Source organism: Singulisphaera rosea (assembly GCF_054877945.1).
The window spans coordinates 261471-280291 of record NZ_JBTYIP020000004.1; the positions used below are offsets into that span (position 1 = coordinate 261471).

The 18821-nt window shown below is 65.0% G+C and carries 15 protein-coding genes; 5 read left to right on the top strand and 10 right to left on the bottom strand.

The window, feature by feature from the left end; translation table 11 throughout:
• The first annotated feature begins 85 nt into the window (after positions 1 to 85).
• The 5 genes from ACYOEI_RS10090 (at position 86) to ACYOEI_RS10110 (ending at position 8637) form a co-directional block, all read left to right on the top strand.
• A complete protein-coding gene (locus tag ACYOEI_RS10090) occupies positions 86 to 4465 on the top strand; it encodes a type II secretory pathway, component PulD (RefSeq protein WP_462849317.1) in 4380 nt (1459 codons plus the stop codon).
• Positions 4466 to 4647: 182 nt separating this feature from the next.
• Positions 4648 to 5352, top strand: a complete 705-nt coding sequence (locus tag ACYOEI_RS10095) for a YdjY domain-containing protein (protein ID WP_462849318.1) — start codon at positions 4648 to 4650, stop codon at positions 5350 to 5352.
• Positions 5353 to 5529: 177 nt separating this feature from the next.
• Positions 5530 to 6249, top strand: a complete 720-nt coding sequence (locus ACYOEI_RS10100; RefSeq protein WP_462849319.1) for a phosphoadenylyl-sulfate reductase — start codon at positions 5530 to 5532, stop codon at positions 6247 to 6249.
• Between the two features lie 141 nt (positions 6250 to 6390).
• Positions 6391 to 6801, top strand: coding sequence for an RrF2 family transcriptional regulator (locus tag ACYOEI_RS10105; protein ID WP_462849320.1), 411 nt, complete (start codon positions 6391 to 6393; stop codon positions 6799 to 6801).
• A gap of 132 nt (positions 6802 to 6933) precedes the next feature.
• The gene (locus ACYOEI_RS10110; protein ID WP_462849321.1) at positions 6934 to 8637 is read left to right on the top strand and encodes a bifunctional sulfate adenylyltransferase/adenylylsulfate kinase; all 1704 of its coding nucleotides are present in this window, start codon (positions 6934 to 6936) and stop codon (positions 8635 to 8637) included.
• 124 nt (positions 8638 to 8761) lie between these two features.
• Here ACYOEI_RS10110 and ACYOEI_RS10115 read toward each other — a convergent pair whose 3' ends face one another.
• From ACYOEI_RS10115 to ACYOEI_RS10160, 10 genes are all read right to left on the bottom strand, one after another.
• The gene (locus ACYOEI_RS10115; protein WP_462849322.1) at positions 8762 to 9073 is read right to left on the bottom strand and encodes a Dabb family protein; all 312 of its coding nucleotides are present in this window, start codon (positions 9071 to 9073) and stop codon (positions 8762 to 8764) included.
• Positions 9074 to 9167: 94 nt separating this feature from the next.
• Positions 9168 to 10175 carry a glycosyltransferase family 2 protein gene (locus ACYOEI_RS10120; RefSeq protein ID WP_462849323.1) on the bottom strand — a complete coding sequence of 336 codons (1008 nt, stop codon included), beginning with the start codon at positions 10173 to 10175 and terminating at the stop codon, positions 9168 to 9170.
• Entirely contained in the window at positions 10172 to 10897 is a 726-nt protein-coding gene (locus ACYOEI_RS10125; protein ID WP_462849324.1) for a class I SAM-dependent methyltransferase, read from the bottom strand. Before ACYOEI_RS10125 ends, ACYOEI_RS10120 begins: the two co-directional genes overlap by 4 nt.
• Before the next feature lie 33 nt (positions 10898 to 10930).
• Positions 10931 to 12007, bottom strand: coding sequence for an S-methyl-5-thioribose-1-phosphate isomerase (mtnA, locus tag ACYOEI_RS10130; protein ID WP_462849325.1), 1077 nt, complete (start codon positions 12005 to 12007; stop codon positions 10931 to 10933).
• The gene (locus ACYOEI_RS10135) at positions 12004 to 12321 is read right to left on the bottom strand and encodes a hypothetical protein (protein ID WP_462849326.1); all 318 of its coding nucleotides are present in this window, start codon (positions 12319 to 12321) and stop codon (positions 12004 to 12006) included. Before ACYOEI_RS10135 ends, mtnA begins: the two co-directional genes overlap by 4 nt.
• A gap of 77 nt (positions 12322 to 12398) precedes the next feature.
• On the bottom strand, positions 12399 to 13529 hold the full coding sequence (ald, locus tag ACYOEI_RS10140) for an alanine dehydrogenase (protein ID WP_462849327.1): 1131 nt from the start codon (positions 13527 to 13529) through the stop codon (positions 12399 to 12401).
• 369 nt (positions 13530 to 13898) lie between these two features.
• The gene (locus ACYOEI_RS10145; RefSeq protein ID WP_462849328.1) at positions 13899 to 14186 is read right to left on the bottom strand and encodes a hypothetical protein; all 288 of its coding nucleotides are present in this window, start codon (positions 14184 to 14186) and stop codon (positions 13899 to 13901) included.
• Positions 14187 to 14483: 297 nt separating this feature from the next.
• On the bottom strand, positions 14484 to 14969 hold the full coding sequence (locus ACYOEI_RS10150; RefSeq protein ID WP_462849329.1) for a TraR/DksA family transcriptional regulator: 486 nt from the start codon (positions 14967 to 14969) through the stop codon (positions 14484 to 14486).
• A 733-nt stretch (positions 14970 to 15702) separates the two neighbouring features.
• Positions 15703 to 17283, bottom strand: a complete 1581-nt coding sequence (locus ACYOEI_RS10155; RefSeq protein WP_462849330.1) for a tetratricopeptide repeat protein — start codon at positions 17281 to 17283, stop codon at positions 15703 to 15705.
• Positions 17280 to 18599, bottom strand: coding sequence for a hypothetical protein (locus ACYOEI_RS10160; RefSeq protein ID WP_462849331.1), 1320 nt, complete (start codon positions 18597 to 18599; stop codon positions 17280 to 17282). Before ACYOEI_RS10160 ends, ACYOEI_RS10155 begins: the two co-directional genes overlap by 4 nt.
• Positions 18600 to 18821 lie beyond the last annotated feature (222 nt).

The following is an 18821-nucleotide window of genomic DNA, read 5'->3' on the forward strand; positions in this document are numbered from 1 at the left end:
TCACGTCTCCCGCCGCGGGGGCATGTCAGGAACCGTCGCCAGGGAAGTCGGCGGTTGTCTCCGCGAGTGGCGAAAGGAGGTCGCGTTGGGAAGGCTCAGAACGCTCGCAACCCTTTTGGTTCTTGGCGCTTGGGGAGCGGCCACGTATGCCGCCCCGCCCCAAGATGCAGCCAGTCCGGCATCGACGCCGAGACCGCCTGCGCCCGTACCGCCCGTCCGCTATCTCGAGGCGGGAGCCCGCCTTTTCAACAACGGGCAATTCGGGCTGGCATCGAAGTATTTAGCGGCGGCCAGCAGTTATCGCGACCAGCTCTCGGTCAGCGAACAAACCGTCCTCGACGCGTACATGAAGGAATTGGCGAAAGCCCCCGCGGATACCGCGGTGGCGCCCGCCAACGCGGTCCCGACGGCCACCTCGGCCGTGACGACCGCTTCGGCGACACCGGAGCCGGCCCCGGCCCCGGCGGCCGCAGCCCCGCTCTTCTCCGCCCCGCCGGGTGCGGCCGGAGCCGGGACTGCCCCCGAGGCGGCCCCGGCGATGACCCCGGTGCCGGCAGGACCGACCGCCGCGGGCGACCCGCGCGGCACCCCGGGCGATCCTAAGCAGACCGCCCGCTGGATGCTGCAATCGGCCCGCGAGCAGATCCGCCTGGGTAACTATGACGAGGCCGCGAAGCTCGTGGCCCAGACCCGGGAGATGGACGTCCGTTGGGGCCTCTTCGACGACACGCCGACCAAGGTCGCCGAGGCCTTGGAAAAGGCCCGCCCCAAGGTTGCGGCGGTCACGGCCGTCGACCAGCCCCGCGACCATCGCGCGGCGAAGGCCAAGCTGAAGGAAGCCCGGGCGCTGCTCGATAGCAAGCAGTTCGAGCAGGCCGAGGCCCTCGCCCTCGACGTCAAGTCGTGGAAGCTCGCCTACGGCTTGTTTGAGGACAGCCCCGAGAAGGTGGCCGCCGCAGCCCGCGCCCTGCGTCGCCGCGACGCCCTCCGCAATGGCGGGGCCAAGGAGCAGGCGAGCCAGGGGGTCTATGACATCCTTGTGCAGGAAGCCCGCCACCTGATGACGACCGGCCAGTACGGCAAGGCCGAGGCCAAGGCTCGTCAGGCCCAGCGGATGAACGTCGTCCCGTCGCTGACCGCGGACCGGGCCGAGTCCGTCCTCCACGACATCGAGATGGCCCGCGCCGGCCAGTCGCCCGGGATCCCCGGCCAGACTGCCGTCGCCGCCACCGAGGCGCCGAGCGTCGCGGTGGAGCGTGAGGCGAACGAACTGCTCGCCAAGGGTGACCCGGCCGCCGCCGCCAAGTTCGCCGAAGCCGAACAGCTTCGGGCGAAGGAAGCCGGTACCGGCCTCGCCGACCCGAAGGTCCAGCAGGTCGAGGGGACGGCCCCGAACATCCAGCCGCTCTCGGATCCGACCCTCGCCGGTGCCGGCGCCGGTGCTCCCGGCCTCGACAACCCGGCCGAGAAGCTGCTGAACGACGCCCGCGCCCTCTACACGGCCGGCAACTTCGCCGCCGCACGGCAGAAGGCCTTGGATGTCAAGCAGAATAACCCCGGGCTCGAGACCCAGGCCGACGACCTGGTCGCCCAGGTGGCCCTCGCCGAACAGGGCGGGGCGCTCAGCACGTATGAAGCGGCCCTCGACGCGGTCCGCAAGGGCGACCACGCCCACGCCCGCATGCTCCTGAATCAGGTGGCGTCCCTGAACGCCCCCCTCGACGAAGCCACGATGCAGAAGGTCCAGGACCTGCTGCTGAAGCTTCCGCAGGAAGAGGCGGGCAAGGCAACGGTCAACGTCGCCTCGCCGGCCGAGGACACCGAGGCCCTCGCGGCCCAGAAGCTCAATGCGGAAGTCGGCACCAAGATCGCCGAGGCCCGTCGTCTCCAGGATGTCGATCCCGACAAGGCGATCGCCATCTACGAGTCGACCCTCGAGGCGGTTAAGGTCAAGGCGGCCGAACTCCCCGAGACCGTCTCGAGGACGTTGATCCGTCGGCTGGAGGTCGCCATCGAGCTGGCCAAGAAGGATAAGCTCGTCTTCGACGTGAAGATGAAGGACAAGACCCTCAAGGCCGAGATCGAGGCCAAGAGGCTCCGGATCTTCGAGGCTGACAAGGCCAAGAAGGACCGGATGAAGGACCTGATGGACCGGTCCACCACGGCCATGGCCGAGGGCAAGTACCAGGACGCGGAGAAGTTCGCGAAGATGGCCCAGGAGGTCGACCCCAACGAGGTCGCCGCCACCATCCTGGCCTGGAAGGCCCGCGCCGAGCGTCACTACAAGGCCGACCTCGCGAACAAGTCGGCCAAGGAAGAAGGTGCGCTCACCGCGTTCCAGGAGGTCGATGTCGCCGCGATCGCCGATCCTGAGCTCCAGATCAACGGCATCGCGTTCGCCAAGAACTTCAAGGACCTGACCAAAGAACGCATGAAGATGAACCAGCGGCTCGAGTTCAAGAAGGACCCGAAGACGCTGGAGATCGAAGCCAAGCTGAAGGACCCGGTCTCGCTGAACATGGTCCAGCAGCCGCTGGCAGAGGCGGTCGCGTTCCTCTCGAACTACACCGGCCTCAACATCGTCCTCGACCCCAAGGCCCTCAGCGACGTCGACCTGACCACCGCGACGAAAGTCGACCTCGTGGTCACGAACGTCAGCCTGAAGTCCGCGCTGAAGCTCCTGCTGAAGCCGCTGGGGCTGAACTACAAGATCGAGGACGAGGTGCTCATGATCACGAGCCCCCAGGCCTCGCTCACCTCGACGTATCCCCACACCTACTACGTCGCGGACCTCATGCTCCCGCCGGCCCCGAACGGGATGCAGAGCAGCCTCCTGCCGTCGACGGCGGCGGCGAACGCGGCGGCGAACCCGCTCCAGCAGGCCCAGACGACGCCCCTGGCCAACGGTTCCTCGACGCTCTCCGCGGGCGTGAAGACGGCGAAGGGTGAGCGGCCCCAGGTCGACATGACCCCGCTGATCCAGCTCATCACGGCCTCGATCGCCCCGGGCACCTGGCAGGTGAACAACGGCTCGGGGATGGACGACTCGGCGTCGTACGGCCTCGGCAACAACGCGGGCGGCGACGCCGGCGGCATCGACACCACGCGGCCGATCGGCTCGATCACCCCGTTCTTCCTGACGATCAGCCTGATCATCCGACACACGGCGGAGATCCACGACCAGATCGCCGACCTGCTCCGCCAGCTCCGCCGGCTCCAGGACTTGCAGGTCTCGATCGAGGTCCGGTTCATCACCTTGAGCGACAGCTTCTTCGAGCAGATCGGTGTCGACTTCAACTTCGACATCCTCTCGAAGGCCGTGGGTAAGCACAGCACGATCGCCGTGCAGAATGCGTCGAACTCGATCTTCGCGACGACGAGCACCGGCACCACCACCGGCGGCACCACCACCGGCGGCACCACCACCGGCGGCAGCACGACGGGCGGCGGCTCCACCGGGTCGAGCGGCGGCGGCGGCCTCAGCGGCGGCGGCGGCGGCGGCTCGGGCGGCACCAGCACGACGGGCGGCCTCGGCGGCCAGAACGGCGGTGGCCTCGGCGGCCTCGGCGGCAGCAGCGGCGGCGGCGGCACCACGAGCGGCGGCAGCTCGGGAGGTTCTTCCTCCTCGACGGCCTACATCGTGAACCCCGTCCGCGACTACACCCAGGGGAGCACCGGACCGCTCGTCGTGGGTACCAGCAGCGGCGGGCTCAACGGGTTCTCCAACAACCTGTCGATCCCGTTCACGCAGGGTAGTGCCAACCTGATCGCCCCGACGAACTCGACCCCGGGCGCGGGTGCCACCTTCGGGCTCGCCTTCCTCAGCGACCTGGAAGTGTACCTGTTCCTGACGGCCGCCCAGGGCGACGTGCGGACGAACATCCTGCAGGCCCCGAAGGTCACGACCTTCAACGGTGCCCCGGCGTTCATCTCGAACACCGAGCAGATCTACTTCGTCGAGTCGCTCACCCCGATCGTTGGGCCTGGCTCGGTGGCGTTCCTGCCCACGGTCCAGTCGTTCCCGAACGGCGTGCAGTTGAACGTGACCCCGGTCGTCTCCGCCGACCGTCGCTACGTCCGAATGACCCTCTCCCCAACCTTCACCGTCCTGGAAAGCTTCAACACGATCCAGGTCCCGGCGGCGGTCGGCGGTAGCGGACTCGGCGGCGGCTCGGCGGCGATCAACGGCACGATCCAGTTGCCGCAGTTCACCTTCACCACGGTCCAGACCACCGTCACCGTCCCCGACGGCGGCACGGTCCTCCTGGGCGGCGTCAAGCGGCTCAACGAGGAGCGGAAAGAATACGGGGTGCCGGTCCTGTCGAAGACCCCGATGCTCAACCGCCTCTTCCGTAACATCGGGATCGGTCGCACTACTTCAAGCCTCATGCTGATGGTCACGCCTCGGATCATCATCCTCGAGGAAGAAGAAGAGCGGCTCGGCATCCCGTCCGTGACGCAGTAACGTTTCCCGTCTGTACCTCCCAACGCGCGCGGCCGCCGAGGAATCTTGTTTCCTCGGCGGCTGTTTTGCTTTCTACTGGGAGGTGGCCCCGCCATCCTCACGCTCGATACGGGGCCCCGCTCGGGTCAAATCCAGGCCCGTCGCCGTCCCCAATCGACGTCGCACCGAGGAGGCAAGGGACCGTGTTTTCCGTTCCGATCGCCTTGCTGACCGCCACGATCCTCTCGGCCGCCCCGCCCGATAAGCCGCCGGCGACCCCGCCCGACTCCTTCCGCCCCGACCCCGCCTGGAAATCCCTCGGCCACCATCTCTGGTTCGACGCCCGCGAGCGACAGCTCGTGGTCCGCGCCCGGGTGGCCCTCCGCGAGGGCCCGCTCGAACACTTGCTCTGCCTCAAGGGGACGAAAGAGCATGAAGCCGTCCTGGCCACCGAAGCCTCCCCGCGAGCGATCCACGCCGGGCTCCTCCTGACCGGAGCCGAGACCGGTCACCCCGTCCGCTTCGTTCCCAAGTTCGAACCCCCCACCGGCTCTCCGATCGCGATCACCCTGAAGTGGAAAGAGGGCGAGAAGGACCGAGAGATCGACGCCAGGCGCGTGATCCGTTCCGAGAAGTCGAAGACCCCTCTCGAGAAGGATTGGGTCTTCGCCGGGAGCGAGCTCTACGTCGATCCGGTCTCGAAGAAGCCCGGGTACGCCGCCGACGATGGAGACCTGATCACCGTCGCCAACTTCGCCAACTCCATCCTCGACCTCCCCTTCGCCAGTACCTCGAACGACGCCGACCGGACCTTCGTCGCCAACAGCGACCAGATCCCGCCACGCGACACGCTCGTCCTGATGTTCCTCCGCCCCCGCCCCGTGGCGCCGGCCCCGCCTCGCCGTTGAATCCGCGACGGAAATCCCCGTCCCATCAGCGTCCGCTCAAACACTCGCGTGTGACTAAGTTTCGGTCTTTACCGAAGCGGCCATACCCGCCACGGCTCTCGTCCGCAAAATTGACTTTGTTCACCAACTTCTGTAAGATAGGTGACATTCCAAATCGAAAGGGGCTGAGACCGCGCCATGGCTGCCGAGATGATGACTCGCGTCGACTGGACGGAAGCCAACTTGAGGCTGAAGGAAGCCACCCCCCAGGAGATCCTCTCCTGGACGGTCGAGCGATTCTTCCCCAAGCTCACCATGGCCACGGCGTTCGGTCCGGAAGGGTGTGCCATCATCCACATGCTGTCGGAGATCGAGCCGAGGGTCCGGATCTTCAACCTCGACACGGGCTATCAATTCGCCGAGACCTTGGAGTTGCGCGACCGGATCGCGTCCCGGTACGGGATGGAGGTCGAGCTCGTGCAACCCGACACCACGACCGCCGAATACGAGGCGAAGCACAACGGACCGCTTTATGTGAACCAGGCCGATCAATGCTGCTTCGACCGCAAGATCCTGCCGCTCCGGCGTGCCGTGTCGGGGTACGACGCCTGGGTTTCCTCGATCCGCTCCGATCAGTCCGCTCACCGGGCGCGAGCCGATGTGGTCGGTTGGGACGCGAAGTTTGGCCTGGTGAAGGTCAATCCCTTGCTATCCTGGACGCATCGGGACGTCTGGGCCTTCGTCTGGGCGAACAAGATCCCGTACAATCCACTCCACGACCAAGGGTATCCGTCCATCGGATGCTGGCCATGCACCCGCGCCGTGAAGCCTGGCGAGACGGACGAGCGGGCAGGCCGTTGGGCGGGACAGGCGAAGACCGAATGCGGGCTGCACTCCCTCGACAGCAGCCAACTGTGATCGTCACGTTCGCGACGGTTGCCGATCGACGCTCGGACGAATGCCGATCGAAGGGATCATAAAGATCGTCGTTCGAGACGGTCGTCAACCAGTTCGCCCCTTCACGCCGCGATTGATGACCGAACGCGCGGGGGGAGACCGATGAGGGTATCTGCAAAAGCCGAATATGCGTGTTTGGCCGTCCTGGCGCTGGCCAGACAACGCCCCGATGACCCTCCGATCCGGATTCGAGAGATCTCGGAGAGCCACGGCATCCCCGAACGCTATCTCGTGCAGATTCTGCTCCAGTTGAAGGGGGCCGGGCTCGTCTCGAGCACCCGAGGCGCCTCGGGCGGGTATCGCCTGGCCCGGCCGGCCACGTCGATCTCGGTCGGCGAAGTCTTGACCGCCATCGACGGTCCCGAGCCTCCGCCTCGCGAACCTCTCAAACCCGCCGCCCAGGTCCTCGCGCTGGTTTGGGAAAATGTCCGACGTGCGGAGCGGGCCGTGCTCGACAAGACCACGATCGCACACCTCGCCGAACGCTCGGCACCGCGGGAATGGGTTATCTAACCGCTCGGGCGATGCGGCTCCCGGAGACCCGTCGCGTTCCAAACCCGCAAGGGCGACCCTTGCCCTCACCAGGGCCTTGAGCTCGAAGGGAGTTCCACGATTTCTGCGCCGACCTCGTCTCCCCAGAATGGCTTGATCACACCTTATGGCGGAGCCCTCGTCGACCTTCTCACGGGCGAGTCGCGTGCCGCCGAGATGAAGGCGACCGCCAAGGACTTCGCAAGCTTGACCCTCGATGAGCGCGGGCTCTGCGACCTGGAGCTGTTGGCCACAGGTGCCTATTCCCCGCTCCGAGGCTTCCTGGGCAAGGCCGACTACGAACGAGTCGTCGCCGAGATGAAGCTGGCCGACGGGACGTTCTGGCCCCTGCCCATCACCCTCCCGGTCACGCCCGGACAGGGGACCGAAGTCGGCAAGCCCCTGGCCTTGCGCGACGTCTATGGGAATCTCCTGGCCTTTCTCCACATCGAAGAGATCTTCGAGTACGACAAGGGCGAGGAAGCCCGAGGCGTCTACGGGACCACGGACGCATCGCATCCCGCGGTCGGTCACCTCAGCCGCCAGCCCGGTCATTATGCGTCGGGACGTCTCGAGGTCCTCCGGACACCTCCCCACTTCGACTTCATCGAACTTCGCGCGACCCCGAAGGTACTCCGCGAACGGTTCGAGGCGCTCGGATGGTCGAGGGTCGTTGCATTCCAGACGCGCGAGCCGATCCACCGGGCGGAAGAGGAGTCGACGAAGCGTGTCGCCGAACAAATCGGCGGCGGCCTCCTGATCCATCCGGCCGTGGGTGTGACCAAACCGGGGGATGTCGATCACTTCACCCGAGTCCGCTGCTATCGAGCCCTCGTCGACAACCACTATGTCGCCGGGACCGCGATACTCAGCCTGCTCCCCTTGGCGATGCGCATGGCGGGCCCGCGCGAAACACTCTTGCACGCGATCATTCGACGCAATTTCGGTTGCTCGCACTTGCTCGTCGACCCCGACCATGCCAGCCCCGGCCTCGACGGGACGAGCAAACCGTCTCCTTCCCACTTCGCTGTGACGGCGTCGCAATACTCCGAGATCGGCGTGAACATCATCGACCACGAGCCGATGGTCTATCTGCCCGATGAGGAGCGATACTCGCCGGTCGACACGGTTCCCAAGGGCGCGAGGACGGCCATACTCACCGCGTCCCAAGTCCGCGACGAGTACCTCGCCAAGGGCTTGCCGCTTCCGGAGTGGTTCAGCCGGCCCGCGGTGGCGGAGATCCTCAACGAGACCCATCCCCCGAAGTTCCGCCAGGGGCTGACGATCTGGTTCACGGGCCTTTCCGGCTCGGGCAAGAGCACGGTCGCCCATGCCCTGGTCGAGCGGCTCGCCGAGTTCGGCAGGAATGTCTCACTGCTCGACGGCGACGAGATCCGCACCCACCTCTCCAGGGGTTTGAGCTTCAGCAAGGAAGACCGGGACGCGAACATCAATCGAGTCGGCTACGTCGCCGGGCTCGTCGCCCGACACGGCGGCACGACGCTCTGCGCGGTCATCAGCCCCTATCGCGCGACGCGCGACAATGCCCGTAAGGCCTCAAAGGGCAATTTCGTCGAGGTCTTCTGCGATACACCGATCGACGTCTGCGAGAACCGCGACGTCAAAGGCCTGTACGCCAAGGCCCGCGCGGGAGAAATCAAGGGCTTCACGGGCGTCGACGACCCTTATGAAGCGCCCCTCAACCCCGAGGTCACGATCGACACCAGCAAGCTCTCGATCCAGGCGTGTGCCGACGCGATCATCGAGGCGCTCATCGCCTCGGGATACATCCTACCGCATGGTCATATCGCCAGGTGATAGTCATTCAACTGACGACATCGCCTCGAACCCGGCTTTCTCCGCAAAGCCGGGTTTCCGAAGCGGTCGACGCCGATCCGTTCTCAAGAAGTCGCCGAGGCCCAATCCCCGGCGCAACCCCGCCTTAGGCGGATTCCACGGCCGAGTCGAAGACCCGGACCTTCGCCCAGGTCTCGCGATTCTCCTCGACGAACTTGAGGTGGAGCGGCGCGTCCTGATAGATGTCGTGGGACGCCTTCGAGTCGAAGACGACGTGGAGCGCGACGTCGAAATCGAGGTCGTTGACGGGGCGGGTCAGGTCCTTCTGGAGGGTCCCGCAGGCGAAGAAGAGGACGCCAGGATGCCCGACCAGGTATTTCTTGCAGGCCCCGACGAGCGCCTGGATGTTCCCTTCGGACCGGTCTTTCAGCGTGAAGTAGACGTTATGAGCCAGCATTGGAAGGATCTCGGGCCTCGCGAAAGGTTCGGAAAACGCGAGCCAGGATGCTAACAGACCGGTGCCTGCCGTTGTAGGTCCCGAAGGCCGGACTTCACCCGGCAGCCCCCACGTTGGGATCGCCGGCTTCGGTCGGACCGGGGAAGTTCACCTGACGGTCGATCACGTACAAGGGGTGGGATCGTACTTGCTCGTAGATCCGGATCACATATTCACCGAGCACCGCGATCCCCAGCGCGTTCATCGCGCCGAAGAAGCTGATGGCCATCGTGATCGACGTCCAGCCAAGGATCGCGAGGCCGGTAAAGAGCTTGTGATAGAGCGTGAACGCGGCCAGGCCGAGGAACACGGTCATGGAGAGCGAGCCGATCGCGTAGAAGACCGACAACGGGAATGACGAGAACGAGAAGATCGCGCTCTTCGCGAGGCGGACGAGCCCGAAGAGCGAGACGCGAGGCCGGCCGTCGTATCTCGGACCGCGCTCGACCTCGACGCCAACCTGTCGGAACCCGACCCAGGTCCGGAGCCCCGCGAAGTATCGGTCGCGGTCGAGAAGTCGGGCGATCTCGTCGGCCACCCGGCGATCGATCAGGCCGAAGTTGCCGGCGTCCGGCGGCATCGGGATCCTCGAGACCAAGTTAAGGACGCGGTAGAAGGCGAAGAATAGGAACCTCTTCGCCGCTCCTTCCTTGCGGGCCGTCCGGATCGCATAAACAACGTCGTACCCGTCTCGCCAACGCTCGAGGAAGAGGGCGATCGCCTCGGGATCATCCTGAAGATCCGCGTCCATCACGACGACGACATCGCCCCGGCTGTGGACGAGCCCAGCCTGGAGCGCCGCCTGATGGCCGAAGTTACGGGAGAAATGGAGGACTCGGATCCTGGGATGGCTCTCGGCGAGTCGGTCGAGGACCCGGGAGCTTCCGTCTCGCGACCCATCGTTGACGAAGACGACCTCGCCCGTGCCGCCGATCCGGTCGAGCACTCGGGAAACGCTCCCCGCGAGTGTTTCGAGGACGGCCGCTTCGTTGAAGACGGGGAGGACCACCGAGACGAAGACGGGTCCTTCGGATCTCCGAGCGAAGTCGGGTCCCTCGTTCATCGCCTCAGGACTCCGACCAGGGAGAGACCGGTCATCAGTCGCGTCGTCGCGATCACCCGCCTCTCGGCCCTGGCCATGTTGATGAGGAGGGAGTTGACCTGGGGAGAAACTCGCGGGAACTCCGCGGTCTGACCTTTCTTCCCGAGCTTTTCCAGGGTCCTAAGCGCGATCGCGGCGGGGAGTGTGAACGCGTTCCAGGAAGAGACCCATTCGACCCGGAGGCCGGCGTCTCGCGCATGCTCCTCGAGCATCCGACGAGAGTATCGGCGAAAGTGGCCGAGCATACGATCCCAGGGACCCATCAACGCGGGAATGGCCGGCACGGTCAGGACGATGCCCCCCCGATCGTCGAGGATCTCAGCTGCATTCCGCAGGACCTTGACCGGGTCGGGTACGTGCTCGATGACGTCGAGCATGACAACGACGCGGGCGGGGCCGTCTTGGATCTCCCAGGGCTGCTCGAGGTCGAAGGCCCGGACATCGTCGATGCCCAGCGCCTTGCAGTGTCTGACGGCCTCCGGCATGAGGTCGAACCCTGAGACCCGATAGCCCAGGTCCCGGAACGCCAGCAAGTTGGCACCTCCGCCGATCCCCCCCTCGACCAGTCGCGCGGGGGGCGGGAAATGCTTCCGGAGGATCTCGATGACGAGCTCACGCTTGGCGACGTGCCACCAGTAGCTCTGCTCGACCGCGATCAGTTCCTCGAGATGCTTCGGATCCATGGAGAACCCTGCCCATCATCGGGTCAAAGCCGGTCACGTCGAGCCGAGGACCTGGAGGATCGTCCGCGAGTCGACGGGCTGGACGACGCCACGCTCGGTGATGATCCCGGTGATCAGCTCGGCCGGAGTGACGTCGAAAGCCGGATTGTAGACGGCAACGCCTTCCGGGGCTGTGCGACGCCCCATCCCCTCGGTGATCTCGCTCGGATCCCGCTGTTCGATCGGGATCCCGGAGCCATCGGCGAGCGTCAGGTCGAACGTGCTCGAAGGCGCGGCCACATAGAAAGGAAGCCCGTGCGCCTTCGCGAGGAGCGCGACCCCATAGGTGCCGATCTTATTCGCCGTATCCCCGTTGGCCGCGATCCGGTCGGCGCCGACGATGACGACCTGGACCCTGCCTTCTTTCATCACCTGCGCCGCCATGTTGTCGCAGATGACGGTCACGGGAATACCGCGGCGTTGCAGCTCCCAGGCCGTGAGCCTGGCACCTTGGAGGAGCGGACGGGTCTCGTCGGCGACGACGTGGACCGCCTTCCCCTGTTCATGGGCCGTGAAGATGACGGCCAGGGCGGTGCCGTAGTCGGCAGTCGCCAGTCCTCCCGCATTGCAATGCGTGAGGACCCCCTGCCCGCTTGCCACCAGCTCGGCGCCGAGGCGTCCGATGGACCGGCACATCGCCCGATCTTCGTCAGCGATCGCGTGAGCCTCTTCGAGCAGGCGCGCGAGGAGTGCTTCGGGCCCGAGGGAGGACTCGAGCTCGATCGTCCGATCGATGCGATCCAGGGCCCAGAAGAGATTGACGGCCGTCGGACGACTCGTGCGGAGCATCGCCGTCGCTTCGCGGAGGGCACCGCGAAGCGACTCGATATCCCCGCCACGCGCGGCTTGCCCGCCGAGCACCGCGCCATAGGCGGCGGCGATCCCAATCGCCGGGGCGCCTCGGACGCGGAGCGATCGGATGGCTTCCCAGACGGTGGGCACGTCGCGGCAGTCGATCTCGAGGAACTCGGTCGGCAGGAGGGTCTGGTCGATCAGACGGACGAATCCATCGGACGCGTGTCCCACCCAGCCGACCGTGTCGACGATCCGCTCAGGGGAGCCGGAGCTCACAGGTCGTCATCCTCTTCGTCCTCGTCCTCATCGTCGTCCGACTCTTCGGGATCAACCCAGCCGTAGAACTCGGAGTACATGTCCCAAATGGTCTTGAGCGCGTTGCGGAGGTCGCCCGGTTTGAGGGGCGCGTGTGCGCCGGAGAAGCCGGCGACCTCGACGGCGATCTTCAGGAGGTCCACGTTCTGTCGGCGCATCTCCAGGAAGATCTGGCTCTGGGTATCGAGTTCGAGGGCCTCTTCGATCGCCTCCTCGACCTCGTGTTCGTGCTCATGGCCGTTGCCGTTTTCGTATTCGTTTTCGTTTTCACTCATCGCAAACGTCTCCCTTGGATTCGACAGAGTCGATTCGAAACATTGACTTATCAAAAGGAGCGGTCTCGAGTGGCCGATTACCCGCTCGCCGGGGCGCCTGCGAGCGGGTTCCAGGGCACATAGGGAAGGCCGAACGTCGTGGCGACCGCGTGGTTCGTCACGCGGCCCCGGTCGATGTTCACGCCTTCCGCGACCCCTTGGACCGCCGCCGCCACCTGTCTCCAGCCGTGACTCGCGAGTTGGAGCACGTACGGGAGCGTGACGTTGCAGAGGGCATACGTACTGGTCCTGCCGACCGCCCCCGGCATATTGGTGACGCAATAATGGACCACGCCGTCGACGACATACGTGGGTTGCCGATGGGTCGTCGGGCGGCTGGTCTCGATGCACCCACCCTGGTCGATGGCCACATCGACGATAACTGCCCCCGGCTTCATGCGGGAGAGGTCGTCGCGTCGGACAAGCCGAGGCGCTCGCGCCCCGGTGACCAGGACCGCCCCGACGACCAGGTCCGCCCGCTCGATCGACTCGAGAACCATATGCCGATCCGAGTAGAGCGTGGTAACATTGGGGGGCATGATGTCATCGAGGTAGCGGAGCCGATCGAGGTTGACGTCCAAAATCCGGACGTTCGCCCCGAGCCCCGCAGCGACCTTGGCCGCATTCGAGCCGACGATGCCGCCGCCGAGGATCGTGACGTCGGCCGGCGCCACGCCGGGCACCCCGGCGAGCAAGATCCCCCGCCCTTCCTGCGGGCGCTCGAGGAACTTGGCCCCCTCCTGGATGCTCATCCGGCCGGCCACTTCGCTCATCGGCGTCAGGAGCGGCAAGGTTCCCTTGGCGTCTCGAAGCGTCTCGTAAGCGATCGCCGTGATCCCGCTCTTGATGATCGCGTGGGTCAGGGCGGAGTCGGCGGCGAAGTGGAAATACGTGAAGACGACCTGGCCATCCCTGAGGAGCGGCCACTCCGAGGCTTGAGGCTCCTTGACCTTGACGATGAGATCGGCTCGGGACCAGACCTCGTCCGCCAGGGCCACGATCGTGGCCCCCGCCGACGAGTACAAGCTGTCGGCGATCCCGCTCCCCAGGCCAGCGCCTGATTCGACCAACACGGTATGCCCCGCGGCCGTGAGTTCTTCAACTCCGACGGGCAGCACGGCGACCCGATATTCGTCGACCTTGACCTCTTTGGGAACTCCGACGATCATCCCTCGCCCCCCTCAAGGAGCCCTCGAACTCGGATCGCTCCTCAATCAGACCAGACCATCGCCGAGGAATCAAGCCATGCCCTCATGAGGGCTTACGGCGAACGCCTCCGGCAATTGTCCGCCACGGTGCGTTCCGGGAACCACCGGCATTTCAGCCGGATCGTTCCTGATCGAGAACAGCTCGGACGCACGACGTCGCATTACCGACGACGCTCCTCCCCAAAACCGGGTCGGGTTGATGGTTGAGCCTTCACTACGATCTTCGGATTCGAATGAAACGACCCCGGTCACAACCTGACCGGGGCCAGAGGCGAATCCGCATCGTTGAGGATAGCCCGCCAATCGGAGCGTCGGCCAGCGGCCAACGACTCAGGCCTTGGGCAGACGGGGCGGCTTCTCGCGCGTCGCCCGCCAATCCGCGAGGAGAGTCTTGAGCTCGTCGAGCGTCACGTTGCCGTGATCGTCACCCGAGTTCCAGCGATCCATAATGGCCTTGTGGCGTGTGCGCAAGATACCTTTGGGCAAGAATTTGCCGTGAAACTTCTTGAGAACCTTGAGCCGGGGATCGGCCGGCTGCTTGGGTTCGGCGGCCACCGGAGCTTGCGTTGCTTCGGCCGCGTTTTCCGTCTTGGTGGCCGTAGCCGCGTCATTCGCCATCGAACTCTCCCTGACTATCCTCAACAAAGCCGCTCAGCTCAACGAGAACCGCGGATCAGGCCGGGGTCTCACAAAGATTGCGACAGTCTAATCGAACCAAGCCTTCCATGACAAGGACGGCTCCCCGAGACGAGACCGTCGGCCCGGTGGGGCCATCGCACCTCCTGACCGACGAAAGCCGGACCGCTTCTCGCGGTCACCGTCAACTCGGCCGATGGCTTTGGATCCGCGCGCAAGCAAAGGCCGTCGGCGCTGGCCGACGGCCTTGGTCGGAGAGGACTTCGCTCACCGGACGGCTTAACGCCCGGATTCGCTCAGGTCCATCTCGAAGTCGCTGAGGTTGATCTCCGAGTCTCGATCGGAGTCATCCATCGACTTGTCATAAATCTTGGCCCAGCGGTGATCGTCGGAGCCGACGCCGAAGGCCTGGCCATTCCGCTCGTTCTCGCGTTGGCAATCGATGCAGCTGTTCGTATAAGGCAGGGCGTTCAGCCGAGCCTCGGCGATCTTGCCGTTGCAGTATTCGCAACGGCCGTACGCGCCTTCCACGATCCGCTGCAGGGCGTGCTCGATCTGGCCGAGTTCGCGGCTCTCGATCTCCACGATCTGGGAAGAGATCTCGTCGTTCGCCGTATCGACGGCCGCGTCGACGTTGTCACCGACCACGTCGAGCTTGGCAAATTCTCGGAAGTTTTCGTCGTCGCCGTTCAAGGCCTTTCGGAGGGCATCGCGGCGAGCGACCAGCCGCGCGTGGAGACGAAGCAAAGCATCTTTGCGGGCCATTTTACACCTCCTGGTGTACGTCGAAGCGGATCAACGGTTTCCGAGATCGGACCGACGGACCCGCATATCCAACTAACCTGGCAGACCCGGCCTCGAGGATGACAATCTCGAAAGACGCTCGATCAATAAGGGATTGACCAGGTCGCCGTTAACCGCCACCATGGATCTCGGTCGCCTTTTCGCCACCGAGTGATAGATCGCCGCGTTCCGGGGTACTTCGTCAAGATCTCAGGCACATTATGCGCCATGGGGAAGAGACGCCTCGACTTTTCGACGATCTGCAGATTATTACGTCAAGACCGGACAAAGGTTTGCCAAAATTTTGGTTTTTCTTCCCAAATCCATCCCCTCCTCCATCACATCGCGAATGTCCTCGCTCAATTTGATACGAAGGCTCGAGGCAATTCCGGACGCGATTACTCAAGGCTGTCCGGGATCCATCCCCGGCGCAACATCGCGACTAGAACCCGATCCTCAAGTAGGATAAAGACTTAACAACTGCAAGGCTTGGGCCTAACGTCGCCCGGTTCCTGGTTGGGAAATCTTCCGCTTATAGCTGGGGAAATCCTCAAAGCGAGAATCAAGGACGATCGTTCCCGAACGACGCAGACACTGTCACCGTGTCTGCAAATTGGACAATCGTCCGTCCGAAAAGTTCCCAAAGCGTCCCTAGCATTTTGCGATTCGTTCGCGAGCGGCCGGGGCGGTCGGCTGTCGAGCTTTCAACGGCGGGTCAGGGTCGCAAGGATGTCGAGGCTCGGTGGGACAGCGAGTAGTGGGTTAGGACGGTCGGCAGCAGGTCGGTGGTGCCGTGCAGAAAATTTACATACTGATCCTGGGTGGGTGCAAGATAAATCCACTGCTCGATCAGTTGACCTTGCGAGGCTGAGAAGATCACCCGGTTGGGTTTGCCGAGCAGGTTGCGGACCTCTCGAGATGTCTTGCCCTTGAGAGGCTGCCGCTTCGAGCGTTCCGATTCGCCGGGAGAAGGGGTGGGGGTCGTGTCGGCGCTCGCGGAATTCCGAGGGTTCTCCATCCACTCCTCGTTCACCTTGCGGAAGCCACGCCGTCGCAGGGCATCCGAGACTTCGCTCGACTGCGGGTCGATCTTCCAGGCCTCCCGGAGGAGTGCGACGGCCGTCTCACGATCGCTCACCAAGGTCTCGTATTGGACCGCGAGGGCCACGCGTCCTTCCGCGTCGGTCGGGCTCAGGTGGCGAATCCTCTTCTCCTTCAACCAATCGCGAAGGAGCGAGACGGCTCGGTCGGGTTGGTTCAACCGTTCTCGGTAAGCCTTGGCCAAGGTCTGGACTTCTCCCAGGCGGAGCGAACCGAGTCCACGCGAGGCGACTTCGAGCCCTTGCTCGAGGAGCCTGCCGATCAGTTTCGGCCGATCCGGGAGCAAGGGGACGGCCTGGTCCGCGAGGGCGAGGGCTTGCTTGGGATCGTCGCCGGTGCGACGTTCGAAGGACTTCTCCATCGCGTCGGCCCAAAGCCGGCGATTCAAGGAGACTTGAACGGGCTTCGGGGCGGAGCGGTAGGCCGCTCCAGGTTCCTTGGCATACGAGGCTTCCCAACTCGAGAGGCCGTTGGGGTCCGACCCGACCGGCTTCGCGGACTCGGGGAAGAATCGAGCGATGTCCATGGCCAACGCCTCGAACTCGGCCCCGGTGCGAGCGTCTTCGAGTCGCCGACGAAAGGCCCGATGGGCGAGTGCGGACGGTTCCGGCTCCGGGATTTGGCGAGAACGGGCACGCTCCGCGAGGGCCAGCCAATGTTTCGCGGGGTCCGAGGTCACGCGTTCGGCTTCGCTCCGAAAGGCCTCGGCGTCGATCGCATGGGCACGTTGAAGGAGTTCGTTGTCCTTGAACTCGTTACCTCTCCGCTCCGCCCAGAGCGCCCAGGACGAGCGCCGCTCGAACTCGCCGGGTGGCAGGCCTTCGACCCCTCGGTTGAGCCGATCGAGGTCCCTGGGAAACAGCTCGACCCCGGTCACGTCACACACGAAGGTGTTCCCATCGCGTTTCAATAGCCCCTGGACACGGGCAGCCGGCGCACTGGGAGCCTGAGCGTACCGAAGCTTCGGGGGAAGCCGGAACACGACCGGCGTCCGCTTGAAATGGATCTCGTCAAATCCCCGGCCCGGGTGGACCTGGAAGAAGGCGACCCGGTCGTCGACCGAGATCTCCCGACCGATCAGATCATCACGTTTGATCAGTTCCGCGGGCTCGACCGCGACGACCGCAGCTTCGACGACCCCAACGACGGCGTGGAGGCTCAGAAACCCCGAGAGGATGAAGACGAACCGGATCATGGCTGGTCCTCGGGGGCAAGCTCGTCGACGCTCGGCCAGCCGAGGGCCTGGAGGGCCTTCGTATGGGTCATGAATACGCCGCTCTCGGGCTCCAGCCCGACTACCCACTCGTTGCTCTCGGTCTCCAGCGCGAACGTGGCGAGCCGGGCCCCGAAGACGACCCGATCGCCGAGCTTGCGCGGTGGATCTTCCAGGAGCTTCAGCCCGCTCAGGCTGATCCGGCCGACACGCTTCGAGCCTTCGGTCGCGGGAAAGATCCGGTAGTCGACCTCATAGCTCCCCGAGCCCGAGGAGTCGGGGACGGCCGTGATGTGTGCGTCGCAGATGATGGTCCGACCCTTGTACAGCGTCCCGAATCGTGAGCCCCATTCTTTCGGATCCGCCGAGGCGTTGGCGAGGATCGACTCGAGTGAGTCGGGGACCAGGCTGGTGATGATGGCCGCCTCCTTGGCCCCTTGACGGATCTCCGCCGCCCCTTCCACGGCATCGCCGAGGGCTTCGACCGCGCGATTGGCCTCGGACAGCAATTGCCCCGCGGCGTCGAACTTCCCGGAGTCGAGCGCGACCAATCCCTCAACCCGTCCGAGCTCGGCGATCCGGGGCAACTCCTGAAACCGGGAACGCCAGAGACGGTACCCGACCGTCCCGACGACGAGCATCCCCACCGCCAGGAAGATCAAAGGATGGCGCCGACGGACGGCCCACTGGGCAAGTCGCTCGCGCGTGGGTCGGACGTCCACCGGGACGGCTTGCTCGGGGATCGGCTTTCTCGGGGACGCTTCCGAGGCTTTGCCGCGAGGCCGAACGGACGCCGTGTCTTTGGGACGTTCGCCGAGTCCCGGCGTCGAGACGTCTTTCCTCGGTTTCTCCGTCGCCGAGGCCTTCGAACGAGCGGGAACGGCTTGGGTAGGGCGTTGGTCGCCACGCACCCCTACCCCACTTTTCGCGGACGATCCCCCAAGGCTCTCGTCGACCCACTCGATCTCGCCGTCAACGTCCAGGTCACTGCCGGAAGGCAGAACCGCGACGGGATCCGAGAGCGCCACGGGGGCGTCCTCTCGCTCCGGGGGAAGGGGACTGGAGACCTTGCGAGGTGCTCGGTTGGCCTCCTTGGAGACCGGTTCGGGAAGGGGACTTTTGGGGAGGACGAACATCCCCTCGCCGCAAGTCGGACAGCGTAACGCCTGATAGCCCTCGGTGCGCTCACCGCGGAGCCGATGCCCTTCGGGACAGGTGACGCTGTAATACTGGGCCTTCGCGGGGGCGGCCGCGGACAAGCCCTGCAGCAGCCTCCGCGTGCGTTTGAGGAGGTTCAACAGTCCCCACCCTTCCCTAACCCTCGAGAATCAATCCGCTCGCCAGTCGAGAGAAGAGGCCCGGCCATCATTCATTGGAGAGTTGAGGTGACAATCCTGGTAATTATCAAAAGATCCGCCCCGATGGTCAACCATATCGAACATCGATGCTGGGAACGGCCCCGTGCTGGTGCATCCCCGTGATTTAAGAGACACCCGACTCGGCGTCGCGTCGCCGCAAGT

What these genes read in the sequence shown, in the direction of transcription:
- ACYOEI_RS10100 (WP_462849319.1), top strand. Translation starts at nt 5,530, where the DNA reads ATGGCTGCCGAGATGATGACTCGCGTCGACTGGACGGAAGCCAACTTG.
- ACYOEI_RS10105 (WP_462849320.1), top strand. Translation starts at nt 6,391, where the DNA reads ATGAGGGTATCTGCAAAAGCCGAATATGCGTGTTTGGCCGTCCTGGCG.
- ACYOEI_RS10115 (WP_462849322.1), bottom strand. Translation starts at nt 9,073, where the DNA reads ATGCTGGCTCATAACGTCTACTTCACGCTGAAAGACCGGTCCGAAGGG.
- ACYOEI_RS10120 (WP_462849323.1), bottom strand. Translation starts at nt 10,175, where the DNA reads ATGAACGAGGGACCCGACTTCGCTCGGAGATCCGAAGGACCCGTCTTC.
- ACYOEI_RS10125 (WP_462849324.1), bottom strand. Translation starts at nt 10,897, where the DNA reads ATGGATCCGAAGCATCTCGAGGAACTGATCGCGGTCGAGCAGAGCTAC.
- ACYOEI_RS10135 (WP_462849326.1), bottom strand. Translation starts at nt 12,321, where the DNA reads ATGAGTGAAAACGAAAACGAATACGAAAACGGCAACGGCCATGAGCAC.
- ald (WP_462849327.1), bottom strand. Translation starts at nt 13,529, where the DNA reads ATGATCGTCGGAGTTCCCAAAGAGGTCAAGGTCGACGAATATCGGGTC.
- ACYOEI_RS10145 (WP_462849328.1), bottom strand. Translation starts at nt 14,186, where the DNA reads ATGGCGAATGACGCGGCTACGGCCACCAAGACGGAAAACGCGGCCGAA.
- ACYOEI_RS10150 (WP_462849329.1), bottom strand. Translation starts at nt 14,969, where the DNA reads ATGGCCCGCAAAGATGCTTTGCTTCGTCTCCACGCGCGGCTGGTCGCT.
- ACYOEI_RS10155 (WP_462849330.1), bottom strand. Translation starts at nt 17,283, where the DNA reads ATGATCCGGTTCGTCTTCATCCTCTCGGGGTTTCTGAGCCTCCACGCC.